This window comes from Nonomuraea sp. NPDC049486, assembly GCF_040676925.1.
Classification (GTDB): Bacteria; Actinomycetota; Actinomycetes; order Streptosporangiales; family Streptosporangiaceae; genus Nonomuraea; species Nonomuraea ferruginea.
Genome location: NZ_JBFAPV010000018.1, coordinates 116,897 through 130,315, shown reverse-complemented (window position 1 = coordinate 130,315; position 13,419 = coordinate 116,897). Strand labels below are relative to the sequence as shown.

Annotated in this window: 11 protein-coding genes; 8 read left to right on the top strand and 3 right to left on the bottom strand. The window is 69.4% G+C overall.

The window, feature by feature from the left end; genetic code table 11:
- The first annotated feature begins 21 nt into the window (after positions 1 to 21).
- From AB0K05_RS38150 to AB0K05_RS38140, 3 genes are all read left to right on the top strand, one after another.
- Complete coding sequence (locus tag AB0K05_RS38150) at positions 22 to 2,286, top strand: NACHT domain-containing protein (protein ID WP_364235909.1); 2,265 nt, start codon at positions 22 to 24, stop codon at positions 2,284 to 2,286.
- A 9-nt stretch (positions 2,287 to 2,295) separates the two neighbouring features.
- A complete protein-coding gene (locus tag AB0K05_RS38145) occupies positions 2,296 to 2,583 on the top strand; it encodes a hypothetical protein (RefSeq protein WP_364235907.1) in 288 nt (95 codons plus the stop codon).
- A gap of 101 nt (positions 2,584 to 2,684) precedes the next feature.
- Entirely contained in the window at positions 2,685 to 4,952 is a 2,268-nt protein-coding gene (locus tag AB0K05_RS38140; RefSeq protein ID WP_364235904.1) for an NACHT domain-containing protein, read from the top strand.
- Between the two features lie 92 nt (positions 4,953 to 5,044).
- Here the strand turns inward: AB0K05_RS38140 and AB0K05_RS38135 are convergent, their stop codons facing one another.
- Positions 5,045 to 5,179: a hypothetical protein gene (locus AB0K05_RS38135; RefSeq protein ID WP_364235901.1), complete on the bottom strand. Its 135-nt coding sequence runs from the start codon at positions 5,177 to 5,179 to the stop codon at positions 5,045 to 5,047.
- A gap of 466 nt (positions 5,180 to 5,645) precedes the next feature.
- On the opposite strand from AB0K05_RS38135, the gene AB0K05_RS38130 reads away from it, so the two are divergent.
- Entirely contained in the window at positions 5,646 to 6,044 is a 399-nt protein-coding gene (locus AB0K05_RS38130; protein ID WP_271280123.1) for a hypothetical protein, read from the top strand.
- Positions 6,045 to 6,263: 219 nt separating this feature from the next.
- On the opposite strand, the gene AB0K05_RS38125 is transcribed toward AB0K05_RS38130, so the two are convergent.
- Both AB0K05_RS38125 and AB0K05_RS38120 read right to left on the bottom strand, forming a co-directional pair.
- On the bottom strand, positions 6,264 to 7,922 hold the full coding sequence (locus tag AB0K05_RS38125; protein WP_364235897.1) for an ABC transporter ATP-binding protein: 1,659 nt from the start codon (positions 7,920 to 7,922) through the stop codon (positions 6,264 to 6,266).
- Positions 7,919 to 9,547 (bottom strand): ABC transporter ATP-binding protein, encoded by a 1,629-nt coding sequence (locus AB0K05_RS38120; RefSeq protein ID WP_271280125.1) that lies wholly within the window; start codon positions 9,545 to 9,547, stop codon positions 7,919 to 7,921. Before AB0K05_RS38120 ends, AB0K05_RS38125 begins: the two co-directional genes overlap by 4 nt.
- 117 nt (positions 9,548 to 9,664) lie before the next feature.
- Here AB0K05_RS38120 and AB0K05_RS38115 point away from each other — a divergent pair, with 117 nt between their 5' ends.
- From AB0K05_RS38115 to AB0K05_RS38100, 4 genes are read left to right on the top strand one after another with little or no spacing between them, the layout of a single operon-like run.
- Positions 9,665 to 10,684: an ABC transporter substrate-binding protein gene (locus AB0K05_RS38115; RefSeq protein ID WP_364235894.1), complete on the top strand. Its 1,020-nt coding sequence runs from the start codon at positions 9,665 to 9,667 to the stop codon at positions 10,682 to 10,684.
- On the top strand, positions 10,681 to 11,667 hold the full coding sequence (locus AB0K05_RS38110; protein ID WP_271280127.1) for an iron ABC transporter permease: 987 nt from the start codon (positions 10,681 to 10,683) through the stop codon (positions 11,665 to 11,667). Before AB0K05_RS38115 ends, AB0K05_RS38110 begins: the two co-directional genes overlap by 4 nt.
- Positions 11,664 to 12,635, top strand: coding sequence for an iron ABC transporter permease (locus AB0K05_RS38105; RefSeq protein ID WP_364235891.1), 972 nt, complete (start codon positions 11,664 to 11,666; stop codon positions 12,633 to 12,635). The genes AB0K05_RS38110 and AB0K05_RS38105 overlap by 4 nt, the downstream gene beginning before the upstream one ends.
- Entirely contained in the window at positions 12,632 to 13,405 is a 774-nt protein-coding gene (locus AB0K05_RS38100) for an ABC transporter ATP-binding protein (protein ID WP_271280129.1), read from the top strand. Before AB0K05_RS38105 ends, AB0K05_RS38100 begins: the two co-directional genes overlap by 4 nt.
- Positions 13,406 to 13,419 lie beyond the last annotated feature (14 nt).

The following is a 13,419-nucleotide window of genomic DNA, read 5'->3' as shown; positions in this document are numbered from 1 at the left end:
TGGCCAGTACGCTTGGTTGCAGTGGGGGCCGCGACCACCTTAGTCACGGTGGTAATCCTTTCATTGCGCTGGGTCACCTGGTCGGGGAACGACAGTGAGGCCCACCCACTTGACTTCATTGCCATCCTCTTGACCGCTCTAAGCCTTGTCGGCACGGCGGCCGGAATTTGGATGACATACCGACTGTCGTCAGGGCCCTCCGACGTCACCGACGTGAAGGCCGCTGCCCGGACCCTCGTCAACCACGTCCAACAGCAATGGAGCAAAGAATCCGCCATCCGCCAAGTGGACGACCCCCACCCAATGCCGGTCCGCTGGCGGCTCACCGCGGACCGGGCGCTAATGAGCCCGCGCCATCTGATCGCTTCAGAAGATGTCATCTTCGACGGCCACAGCAGCGACATCGCGCAATTGGTCTGCCAGTTCCGCGCCTTAAAGCGTCGTCGGCTGGTCATTGTCGGCGGGCCAGGCACCGGCAAGACCACCCTGGCTATCCAATTGCTGCAGCGGCTGCTCGCCACCCGCGACGCTGACCAAGCCGCAGCACTGCCCGGGGAGGTTATCCCGGTCCCGGTGCTGCTGCCAGTCAGCGGCTGGGACACCAACACCCATCCGCAACTGCAGGACTGGCTGGCCGACCGGCTCGCACGCGACTACCCGGCGTTGAAAGCACCCGAACTCGGCCCCGACGCCGCCGCCGCACTAGTCCGCAGCGGCCACATCTTGCCCATCCTCGACGGTTTGGACGAGACCGGCCAGGCCCACCGCGCCCGCGTCGTGGCCGCCCTCAACATGTCCCTGAGCGAGCATGACCAGCTGATTCTCACCAGCCGCACCGCTGAATTCCGCGCCGTCGTCAATCAGGGAGGCAGGCCGCTCACCGCAGCCGCCGTCATCGCTCCCCAAGCACTCAGCCGACAGGATGCGGCCAACTACCTGCGCGACTGCATGCCCGAATCGCCAGCCCCTGCCTGGCAGCAGCTTTTACACGCTATAACTCAGGGCACTGCCCCTGAACTGGCCAGATTGGCCGTCATCCCGCTCTGGTTATGGCTGATCCGCATCGTCTATCTCACTCCAAGCCCCACTCACCCCCGACCCGTCGACCCCAACCATCTGACCGGTCCTTTGGGCCATGATGCAGAAGCCCTGCGCACCCACCTACTGGACCGGGTCATCCCTGCCATCATCGCCGCTCGCGCACTCAGCAGCCATTCCACCGATCATTTTCGCCCCCGTCACTGCTGGAATCCCCAGGACGTCCACCGCTACCTGACCTTCCTGGCCCTCATCTTTCCTCCTACGCAGACCCGCGACATCACATGGTGGCGCATTCCTCATGCCACTCCGCACATCCGCTCAACTCTTGGGCTCGCATTCGGGCTCATATTCGCGCTTGTGTTCGGGCTCGTCGGATTTTTGAGTGGACTCGAGTTCGGTTTCATAAAGGCGTTCGTGAACGGAGTTGCGATCGGGCTGCTCGCGTTCGTGGTGGAGCTCGTGGCCGAACTCATGAAAAGTAAGCGTTGGCTGGACACCACCCCCCGCTCGGCCGACCTCAACGTGCGCGGACGGTTACGTCTTCTTTTCCGATCTGTCAGCGGTCCGATAATAGTCGGGCTCGCGGCCGCTCTCACGGCCGACCTTGCAACCACTCTCACGTTTGTATATGCGTCCGGGATCGACCTCTTCTCGGACATCCTGGAGACCGAGAACCCTGAGTATTTTGCCTATCACCTAACGGACCTCCTCGCCTTTTTCGGAGGTGGGTCCTGGGCCGAGATAGGGCTCGTGGTCGGGCTTGCACTCGGCCTCGTGGTTGGGCTGCTCCGCTGGGCGGAACAAACCAGCCTCGCCTCCACCACCACCCCACGCTCCAGTTGGCATGCCGACAGAAGACTTATGCTCTTTCGGACGTTGGTAGTCGGGGCCGCGTTCGGGCTTGTCGGCGGGGCCGCGGGCGGGCTCGGGCTCGGTCCCGGATTCGCGCGGGGGGCTGGACTCGGTGCCGGGCTCGTAAGCGGGCTCACGATGGGGCTCCTGGGCGGGCTCATGTTCGGAATCACAGCGGGAACACACCGCGCGTGGCTGGTATCTACTATCGCGGCCGCTCGGCAGGCGGCAGCGGGCCGACTTCCCTTGCGAGTCATGGACTTCCTCGACGACGCCCACCGGCTGGGTCTGCTACGCGCTGTCGGTCCGGTCTATCAGTTCCGTCACGCAGCCCTACACGACTACCTGGCTGCGGGCGGCAGCGAACGAAGAGAAGGGATGCAACCACCATGACGATGTCTCATGAGACAAGCAGATCGTGGAGAACGGCAGCACACGGACCTCAAGAACGAGTTTTACGAGCGCGTCCAAGCCCGCGGAGCTACCCCGGACGTCGAAGTGCGCCTGCGCGAGACGGTCAAGAAGCTGAAGAAGACGATCGCGAGCAAGAACAAAGAACTCAAGCAGATCCGGGAGGACGTTCCCGCGCTGGTCCGGGCCGTTCACCAGCTCACGCCGGAGAATCAGGCGCTGCGCGAGCAGCTGGACCGGCCTGAACCGAACGTCACCCCGCTGCATCGCCGACGCTGAGCGCCGCCAGGCCAGCGTGATGACTCTACGGCGCCGGTTCACCCGTCACGATTAGTGCGCAACCGCTGCCAAGCTGCCCTGCCAAGGGTGACGATGTCAGCGTGAGCAGACGCAGAGCCGGCTGGCGAATCGCCCTCGCCGTGCTGGCCATCCTGGCGGCAGGCGCGGTGGTGGCTGTGGTCTGGCGGGTCTTGGACCCGAAAGACACGGTCAACCGCGCGGACCTCGCCGCCGTGATGTTAGCCGCCATCACCCTGGCGGGCACGGTGGCCGTCTGGGCCCACCGCTCCGCAACCGCCGGCACCGAGCCCCCGGCACGCAACTCCGTGGACACCGCCGCGCAGGTGCTGTCCGGACTCGTGGAGCAGCAATGGCGCGCCGAAGCCCGCCACCGGCTGCTGGATGACCCCGAACCGATCCCGGTGCACTGGCAGCTCATCGCCGACGAATCAGTAATGAGCCAGCCCCGCCTGATCACCACCGAGGCTGAGCTGACCCTGAGCGGACGCAGTGACGACATCGCCGCCTTGGCGGAGGCTTTCCGCAGCCTCAAACGGCGGCGGCTGGTCATCGCCGGCGGCGCTGGCATGGGCAAGACCACCCTGGCCGTCCAGCTGCTTCTGCACCTGCTGTCCAACCGCGCGGCCGACCAAGCCGCCGCCGGCGAGGGCGAAATCGTGCCGGTGCCGGTGCTGTTACCGGTCTCCGGCTGGGACACGAACGCCCATCCCCGGCTGCAGGACTGGCTCGCCGTCCGCCTGGCCCAGGACTACCCGGCGATGAAAGCCCCGCAACTCGGTGGCGGCGCCGCCACCGCCCTGGCCGAAGGCGGCCACATCCTGGCCGTCCTGGACGGCCTGGACGAAATCCCCGCTCCCACCCGCGCCCGGGTGATCGCCGCGCTCAACGCCTCGCTGACCTCCCGCGACCAGCTCATCCTCACCAGCCGCCGCGCCGAGTTCACCACCGCCATTCACGAGGCCGGCCGCCCGCTCACCGCCGCCGCGGTCATCGTCCCCAAGCCCCTCACCCCGCAGGCCGCCGCAGACTACCTGACCGCCTGCCTCCCCGCCTCCCCGACCGAGGCCTGGGCCCACACCCTGACCGCACTGCGATCCCGCACCGCACCCGGCCTGACCCAGCTCGCCGCCACCCCGCTGGGCCTATGGCTGATCCGCACCGTCTACATCACCCCCGGCACCGACCCCAGCCCCTTGACCGGCCCGCTCGGCGCCGACGCCGACGCGCTACGCACCCACCTACTCGACCACGTCATCCCCGCTCTCATCGCCGCCCGCCCCCCCAGCACCGACCCCGCCGACCACTTCCGCCCCCGTCACCGGCTCGACCCCGCCGCCACCCGCCGCCACCTGACCTACCTCGCCCGCGCCTTCCCCCCCGCCACCACCCGCGACATCACCTGGTGGCACATCGCCCGCACCACACCCCACATCCGGTCAACAATCGGGCTCACGAGCGGAATCGTGACCGGGATCGGGTCCGGGGTATACGCGATCTTGGTTACGATCCAAGGCGGGGCCGAGTACGTAAGTGAGTACGGGCCTAAGTACGGGCCGTGGGGGCTCGCGTTCGGGTTCACGTTCGGGCTTGTCCGCGCCAGGCCCTGGGTTAACGAAAAACCCGGCTACGCCGAGCCGCGCCTGCGCGGACGAACAGCCCATCTCTTCCGCTCTCTTAAAGGCACCCTCACGTTCGGGCTCACGAGAGGGCTAGCGATCGGGCTGCTAGTTGGGCTCACGATCGGGTTGGCGACTGGGCTCGATCTCGACGTCGCGGTCTCTTTCGAAGAGTTCTACGGCGGAATAGCCCATTTTGAGGTCTGGGCCGATTTCAGCCTCAACGATTTTACGATCGGGCTCGTGCTAGGAGCCTTCGCCTGGCTCCCGATCACCCTGGCACACTGGCTCTTTACCTGGGCGGAACAACCCACGCTCGCATCGACCAGCACGCCCCGCTCCAGTTGGGGAGCCGACAGAACGCTATCCCGTCTACGAATGGTCGTGTCCGGGCTCACGTTCGGGCTCACGTTCGGTATACCGTTCGGGATATTGTCCGGGGGGGAATACAACGTAGTGTTCATGCTCGTAATGATCTTCGCGCCCGCGCTCATGTTCGGGCTCGGGGCCGGGGTAGCGATGGGCAAGCATCATGCGTGGCTGGTCTGCGCCATCGCGGTCACCCGGCTAGCCCTCCAACGCCAGCTTCCCTGGCAGGTCATGGACTTCCTCGACGACGCCCACCGACTCGGGCTGCTGCGCGCGATCGGCCCCGTCTACCAATTCCGCCACGCGGCCATGCACGACCACCTAGCGGCAGCTGCGGCCTCCGACAAGACCCCGCATCGCTGACGCTGGGACAACCTCTGCGCTCACGTCTGGTCCAACCTCGGACGCTCAGGCTTCCACCCCACGATGAGGTTGCGAGTCAGCGCCAAAGAAGTTCAACACGCAGACTTGACGGGGAACTCCACCTCGGCGATCACCTCCACCTGCCGGGCGGCGATCTTGTTCCGGTACTCCGCTACCGTCAGCGGATCCCCCTGCACCAGCCCGCCCGCCGTCATCGTCGCCCCCACCAGAGCACCAACCCGCGTGAAGTCCCCACCCGCGACTTCGTCACTGCGAGGGAGGCCTGCACGGCGTTGCGCCTATCAGCTGCGCACCCACCGGAAGGCGAGCCCGGCCGCTTCCACCACGGCGCGGGTGGTGAGCGACAGGGCCGCGATGCGCGCCGGATCACAGTCAAGCCCGGCGGCACACACCCGGTCCACCGTCTGGATCAGGCACCCGTCCGCGCCGCCCTCGATGGTTATCTTGGGTTCGCAGCCCTGCCCGCAGCTCAACGCGATGTGATCTTGTCAGGCACGTAAGGCAAGTAGGCCGCTTGCCGCCTTAAGACCGCGACGAAGAAGAACGTGTGGTTCCCCGGCCTCGCAATGTCTTGATCGCAAGCAAGACATCTTCAGATGCATCGCCGCTGCCGCTCAGATGGTCCGTTTACGATCACCTGACCCATGTTCACGACGATCAGCTGGAGGCCACATGTCAGTCAGCGGTTCACGTTCGAAAGCCTTTACGTTCGTCGGCGTCCTCACAGCCGCGGTCGTCGTGATCGTGGCAATCGTGGCCTTCCGCGGCACCGATGACCAGCGATTCATCCGCTCGGCGGCAGATATGGAGTCGTTCGCACGCACAATGAGGGACGGCGACCGACTCGGCCCCCGCACCGTCGGAGGGATGGACTTTGAGGAGGTCCGCCGCGAGCGCGGCGTTGTCGTCTTTCAGCAAGGCGAGGCGCTGGCCAGCCCTTACGGCCACGCCTGGAGTCCGCAGGGGGATCCAGCTCCGATCCTCGAGGACATGGAGTGGTCGGAAGACCACGTCGATCACTATTTCGAGCATCTGGAGGGCGCCTTCTACTCCTGGCAGGGAAGGCGCTGACCGCAGCGGGACCCAGGGCGAGGCGCCAGACGCGGCGCCTACAACAACCGCGTCAGGCACCGCAGCTTTCCATGATCATGCGCCAGGTGATCTGACACATTCGACCTGCCACGCCATGATTCTGGGACCGCCATGACTCCGGATGTCTCAGTCGACTTGGCGTCCACCAGGTCACACCTTGTCGCGCACGCCAACTCAATTGAGAAGGGACAGCATCATTCACGATTGCGCTGCGAACAGCTGCGACAACCTCTCGCTGAGCTGGTCGTAAGGGCCTTCGGCGGCGACGCGTCCCTCCTCCAGCAGCACGATGTGGTCGGCCTGCCGGATGGTGGACAGCCGGTGCGCGATGACCAGCGTGGCCCGGCCCGCGGCTGCTCGCTGGAGCTCCTCGGTGAGGCGGGCCTCGTTGTCGGGGTCGAGGTTGGCCACCGCCTCGTCCAGGACGAGCACCGGCGCCCGCGTGGCCAGCGCCCGGGCGACTGCCACCCTGGCGCGCTGGCCGCCGGACAGGGTGACGCCTCGTTCCCCGACGGGAAGCTCCGGGTCGACGGTGAGCTGGGCGGTACGTAGGGCACCGGCCACGTCAGCGTCGGGCGCGCCGAGTCGTACGTTCTGCCCGATCGTGCCGGCGAACAGGTGTACGTCCTGTGGCACCACGGTGACGTGCCGGTGCGGCTCGGCGATGTTCGGCAGTGGCACGCCGCCCACCAGGATGCGCCCGTCATCCGGATCCCAGTGGCGCAGCAGCAGTGACACACAGGTGGATTTGCCCGCTCCTGAGACGCCGACCAGGGCGACGGTCCTGCCGTACGGGATGCGGAAGGACACCCCGCGCAGCACGTCCGGCCCGTCCTGCGTGTAGCGGAAACGTACATCCTCGAAGATCACGTCCGGCTGGGTGGCCACCTCGCGGGCGTCTCGTGGCGGGGGCACGTTCGCGGGCGCGGTGACCAGCGTGCGCACCCGGTCGGCGGCGGCGCGCAGTGTGCCGTACTCCTTGAGCAGCAGCGCCACCTGGGCCGCCGGGCCAAGAGAGCTGGCGGCCAGCACCATGGCCACGGGGGCGGCGGCAGGGGTCCGGATGACCGTGACGACCAGGAGCAACGTCCCCGCCGCCGCGACGGCGAGAAGCAGGTCGGTGAGGGCCGCCTCCAGCCCGCCGCGGGCGGCGTTCGCCGCGTGGGCGCGGGCCAGCCTGCGGGTCTTGCGCGCGAGCAGGTCCCGCCGGCGTTCGAGCGCGCGGAAGGCGGTGAGCTCGCGCATGCCCTGGACGGTGTCGACCACGTCGGCGGTCAGTTCGGCGGTGGCGGCACGCAGTTCGTCACCGTGCCGCCGCGACGCCTTGCGCAGCCACAGGGGAACGGCCAGCACACATGCGGCCAGCGGGAGCGAGACGGTCAGCAACAGGGGGTCGATCATCGCCGCGGCCACGCTTCCGGCCGTCAGCACCGTGCCCGCCGTGATGAGCTGTGCAAGGGTGTGCGCGAACAGCCATTCCAGGGTTTCGATGTCCGACAGCGCGGCCGCCGACAGGTCGCCGCTGCGGCGGCCCAGCAGGCGGGCCGGGGTGATCCTGGCGACCGCGTCGTACACCTGTCCCCTGAGTCTGGCCAGCACCAGGTACGCCAGGTCGTGCGCGACGTAGGTCTCCCACCAGGCGGCCAGCGTGGCCACCACGACCAGCGAGCCGAGCAAGGCGCCGGCCAGGTCGAGGGGCGCGACGTGGCCGGCGATCGCCCGGCCGGCCAGCCAGGCGCCGGTCACGGCCGCCCCGAGCGCGGCCAGCTGGCCGAGCAGGTTCGCGGCCAGGGTGGAGACGAAGGCCCGGCGATGCGCGCCGACGGCTCCCGCGAGCCAGCGGATGGACGGGTTCATGCCGCTGCCTCCAGGACGGTTCCGTTCTCCAGGGTCACCACGTGGTCGGCCTGCCGAATGGTGTCGGGGCGGTGGGCGATCATCAGGCAGGTACGGCCCCGCCGCACCTGCGAAAGGGCCTGCTCGGTGCGCGGGTCCACGTGCGAGGTGGCCTCGTCGAGCACCAGGACGGGCGCGTCTGCCAGCAGCGCCCGCGCGATGGCCAGGCGCTGCCGCTGCCCGCCCGAAAGCGTCGCGCCGCGCTCCCCCAGTGGCGTGTCGTAGCCGCCGGGCAGCTCGGTGATGAAGTCGTGGGCGGCGGCCAGGCGGGCGGCGGCGATCAGTTGCTCGTCGCCGGCGTCCGGCCTGGCCAGGCGCAGGTTCTCGGCCACGGTGCCGTGGAAGAGGTAGGTGTCCTGGGCGACGATCGCGACGCCGCCGCGCAGGGCGTCCAGGGAAAGGTCGCGTACGTCGACGCCGCCGATGCTGACCCGCCCCTCGTCGGGGTCGTGGTGGCGCTGCAGGAGAGCTGCCAGCGTGCTCTTGCCCGCGCCCGACGGGCCGACCAGGGCGACGGTGCGGCCCGGCTCGACGGTGAAGCTGACCTCGCGGACGGCGGGCCGCTCGGAGCCCGGATAGGCGAAGGTGACGCCCTCGAACGTGATGGCAGGTGGCGTGGGGAAGTCGTGCCGCGTTCCCCGATCCGCGACAGCAGGGGAGGCCGCCAGCAGGACCTCGATGCCGTCGACCGCCGTTATCCCGAGATATCCGGCATGCCAGGCGTCGGAGAGATTCTTCACAGGGCGGAAGCACTCGACGGCGATCACCAGGACCGCGAACACCTCCCACGCGCTGCCCGAGGTCGTCGCGGCGAGAACGGCCCCGGCAGTGCCCGCCTGCACGAAGAACGCGCTGACCCCGGTCTCGACAAGGGAGACCCTGAGCTGACGCATCGTGGTCAGATAGAGATCATGGGCTCGCCCGGCCAGCCGCGTCCCCAGGGTGCCGACCGCGCCGAAGGCCCGCAGCGTCGCCATGCCCTGCATCGCCTCCAGGTAGTCCGAGGCCAGCGCGGCGAACGCGGCCCAGCGGCCACGTCCCCGCCGCAGCAGGGTCGCGTCCCAGAACCTGGGGATGATCAGGACACCGGCCACGGCGACGGCCAGGACGGCGGCCGCTGCCGCGTTGACCGTGAACAGCCAGCCGACCAGCGCCACCGGCACGCAGAAGGTGACCATGACCTGCGGAAGGTAGCGGCTGAAGTACGGGTCGAGCCCTTCCACGCCATCCACCAGCGTGGTCTGCACATTTCCCGTGCGGGTGCCGGTCAGGTAAGCGGGGCCCAGCCGTCCCAGGTGGACGATCAGCCGGTCGCGCAACCTGGCTTTGATCAGCCCGCCCGCCCACACGGTCACCGCCTCTCTGGCCCACAAGAGCGCCGCCCGCACCGCGATCACCGCGAAGACCCAGGCCAGCAGGCGCACCGCGGCCGGGGTGTCACCGCGGATCAGGGCTGCCAGGGCCGCGGTGAGCAGGACCGCCTGGGTGACGTACGCGGCGCTGACCGCCAGGCCAAGCGCCACACAGGCCGCGAACGGCCCCCGCACGCTACCGGCCAGCTGCAGCAGCCGGCGATGAATGATCAACGCGCTGTCCTTCCGAGTCCCTGACGCACACGATGTGCCGACTTGATGCGAAGCGAGAGTAAATGATAACTATTTTCATTGTCCATTTCGACAATGATTTTCACTACCGGAGGCCCCATGCGCTACGGCGCTTTCTCCATCGGCGGACACCACGCCCGGCCTGCGCTGAGGCGATGCCTCCTCGCCCTGATACCGCTCGTCCTGGTGGCGTCCTGTGGTCAGAGCGCCCCCCAAGCCGGCACCACGGCCACGGCACCTCCACCGGCCGCCACCGCGACCGCTGCCCCGGTCTCCCCGGTCCGCGCGGCCTTGACCATCACCGACCCGCACGGCAAGACGTTCACACTGAAGAAGAAGCCCGAACGCGTCGTCTGCCTGACCGGCCTGTGCGACGACGCCCTCGTCGAGCTGGGCCTGACCCCTGTGGCCACGACCACGCCCGGCCTGCTCTCCCACTCCGCCTACCTGGGCGCGAAGGGCTCCGACGTCCCGGTCATCCCCGGCAGCTTCGGCGGCGAGGACGTCGCCAGGATCGCCGAGGCGAAACCGGACCTGGTGATCGGCCTCGCCGGTGTGCACGACCAGCTCAGAACCGCCGTGGAGAAGTTCGCGCCGCTGTGGGTGGTCCAGGTCAAGTCGTACGACGACTCCATCGGCTACCTGCGCGCGCTCGCCCAGCTCACCGACCGCGGGCAACAGCAGGCCGAGGCCGAGACCCGCTTCCGCGCCAAGCTCGCCGACGGAACGACCCGGTCAAAGGCGGCCGGGCTGGACAAGACGCCGGTCCTGGCGATGTACGGGGGTACCTCCGTGGGCGTCAACACGACCGAAGACGTGCTGGGCCACTTCATGTCGCAGTTCTTCGCCTACCCCTGGCCCAGCAAGGGCGGCGGCTTCGAGACCGCGCAGGCCTACAGCATCGAGGAGATCCTGGCCAAGGCCCCTCAGATCATCTTCATCCAGTCTTTCGGCACCAAGGTCAGCGACCACTACAAGGACAACCCGGTGTGGAAGCGCGTTCCCGCCGTATCGGCCGGCAAGGTGTTCGAGGTGCCGACCGAACTGTGGGCGTCCGGCCGGGGCACCAGGGCGTTCGGCGTCATCCTGGACGAAGCGCTCGCCAAGGCCGCCGGGTGAGCGCTGCGCTCGGCGGGCGTCCGGTCGCGCCTTGGGCGGCCGGCCTCGGCCTCGCCGTCGCGGCACTGGCCGGCCTCTGCCTCGGCACGCCGTTCGTGGCTCCGCAGGACCTCCTCGCGATGGCTCCCGAGTCGATCGCGCACCTCGTGGTCTGGGAACTGCGCGTGCCCCGCGTGCTGATCGGCCTGGCGGGCGGCGCGGCGATCGGCACGGCCGGGCTCCTGCTGCAGGAGTCCCTCAGGAATCGGCTGGCCGTGCCTGAGATGCTCGGCGTCTCGACCGGGGCCGCACTAGCGGTGAGCGTATGCGTGATCTGGACGCTGCCCGTGCCGCCCTCGCTCTACCCGCTGGCGGGCCTGTCCGGCGCCGCCCTCGGCGGGCTCGTCACGCTGGCCGCGGCCCGTTCGGGCCGCAGCGCCGGAGGCGTCCTGCTGATCGGCGCCGCCGTCTCGACCGGCATCCAGGCGCTGCTGCTGGCCGTGATGGCTACCGCCGACCGCCTTCAGTACGACATGCTCTTCCGCTATCTCGTCGGCAGCCTGTCCGGTCTGATGTGGGAGCAGGCCTCGGAGACACTGCCGTGGTTCGCCGTCGCGCTCCCCCTCGTCGTGCTGTGCGTCCCCGCGCTCAGCCTGCTGCGCCTCGGTGACGACGCGGCCGCCTCGCTCGGCAGCCGGGTGAACCTCGCCCGTCTCGGGGTGCTCGCGGTGGCCACCCTGCTGATCGGCGCCGTGACCGGGCCGTGCGGCCCGATCGCGTGGGTGGGTTTCCTGGCGCCGGTGCTGGCCAGGCGGTTGCGCCCGCACGCCGGAGCCCGGGGCTGGCTTCCATGGTCGGCCGCGCTCGGGGCTCTGGTCACCGTGACGGCCGACCTGGCCGCCCGGCTGGCCTTCGATCCGGTGGAGACGCCTCTCGGGGCGTGGACGGCGCTGACCGGCGTGCTGGTGGGGGCCGTACTGCTGCGCCGGCGGGCGACCTCATGACGTCGGCGAGGCCCGCGCGGGGTGTCGCGGCGGCGGCCCTGCTCCTGGCGGTCGCGGCTGTGCACCTGCTCGCCTCCGGTCAGCCGCTCGGCGCGATCACCGGCCTGCTCGACGGCGCCGCGGACGGCCAGGCGGAGAAGATCGTGTGGGAGCTGAGCGTGCCGAGGCTGCTCACCGCCCTGCTCACCGGCGCCGCCCTGGGCGTCGCCGGATACGTGCTGCAGGCCACGCTGCGCAACACGCTGGCCGCGCCCGAGTTCTCCGGAGTGAACCCCGGCGCGGTGCTCGGCATCCTCGGCGGGCTCACCCTCGGCCTGTTCCCCGCCGACTCCGCGGCGGGGGCGCTGCTCGCCGCCCTCGCCGGGGGCGCGCTGGGCGGCGGGCTCACCTGGCTGCTGTCGGCGGGCCGTGACCCGGCCGGCCTGGTGGTGCACGGCCTGCTCGGCAGCGCGCTGCTGGCCGGGCTGACCACGATGCTGCTCGCCTACCAGCCGAGCAGGTTCGGCAACGCGCTGCGCTGGCTGATCGGCTCGGTGGAGGGAAGGGTGTGGGAGCACCTGGCCCTCACCTCCTGGTGGATCGCCGGCGGCATCGCCGTGGCCTGGGCGTGCTCGGGCATGCTGGCCGTCCTGTCGCCCAGCGACGACCACGCCGCCTTGCTCGGTGTGCACCCCGGCCTCGGCCGGGCCGTCGCGCTGACCGTGGCGATCGCGCTGACCGCCGGCGCGGCCAGCATGGCGGGGGCGATCGCCTTCGTCGGCCTGGCCGCCCCGCATGTCGCGCGCAGACTGGGCGGCCGCGTCCTCACCGTCGCCGTCGTCGGCGCCATCGCGCTCGCGGGCGCTGACAGCCTCGCCCAGCTCGCCGGGCAACTCCTCGACGGCACGCACCGGCTCGGCATCCCGACCGGCGTGATCACCGCACTGGCCGGCGCCGCCGTCCTCATCAGACTGGGAAGGTCACAATGAGCGTCAAGGTCGAGGACCTGCACTTCTCGTACACCACCCGCCCGGTCCTGACCGGCATCGACCTCACCGTCGAGCCTGGCGAGTTCGTGGCCCTGGTCGGCGTCAACGGCTGCGGCAAAAGCACGCTGCTGCGCCTCATCGCCGGCCTGCTCAGACCGTCGTCCGGCAGGATCCTGCTCGGCGGGGCGGAGCTGACGTCGCTGTCGCGGCGGCAGGTGGCGCGGCGGCTGGCGGTCCTGCACCAGAGCCTGCCCCCCGTCCCCGCGATGACCGTGCGCCAACTCGTCCGCCAGGGCCGCTATCCCCACCAGGGACCGTTCGGCCTGCTGCGGGAGTCGGACTCCATGGACGAGGCGCTGGAGCTGGCCGGGGTCGCCCATCTCGCCGACCGCGTCCTCGACACGCTGTCCGGCGGTGAGCGTCAGCGCGTCCGGCTGGCGCTCGCCGTGGCCCAGAACACCCGCATCCTGCTCCTGGACGAGCCGACCGCCCATCTGGACATCCGCCATCAGCTCGAGGTCCTGGAACTGGTGCGCGCCCTGCGTGAGATCCGCGGACTCACGGTCGTGACCGTCCTGCACGAGCTGGACCATGCGGCTCGCTTCGCCGAACGCATCGTCGCTCTCCACGAGGGACGGGTCTGGGCCGACGGCGCACCGAAGCACGTGATCACGCCGGAACTCCTGGCTGACGTGTTCGGCGTGGCCGGACGGGTGGTCACGGACGAACTGCACGGGTCACCCCGCTGCCTGCTCGACGCCGCCCTGTAGCCGCTGCCGAGACC

Bases quoted from the DNA above. Each gene is read 5' to 3' on its own strand.
- AB0K05_RS38100 (WP_271280129.1), top strand. From the start codon at position 12,632: ATGAGCGTCAAGGTCGAGGACCTGCACTTCTCGTACACCACCCGCCCG.
- AB0K05_RS38130 (WP_271280123.1), top strand. From the start codon at position 5,646: ATGTCAGTCAGCGGTTCACGTTCGAAAGCCTTTACGTTCGTCGGCGTC.
- AB0K05_RS38115 (WP_364235894.1), top strand. From the start codon at position 9,665: ATGCGCTACGGCGCTTTCTCCATCGGCGGACACCACGCCCGGCCTGCG.
- AB0K05_RS38125 (WP_364235897.1), bottom strand. From the start codon at position 7,922: ATGAACCCGTCCATCCGCTGGCTCGCGGGAGCCGTCGGCGCGCATCGC.
- AB0K05_RS38105 (WP_364235891.1), top strand. From the start codon at position 11,664: ATGACGTCGGCGAGGCCCGCGCGGGGTGTCGCGGCGGCGGCCCTGCTC.
- AB0K05_RS38145 (WP_364235907.1), top strand. From the start codon at position 2,296: ATGAGACAAGCAGATCGTGGAGAACGGCAGCACACGGACCTCAAGAAC.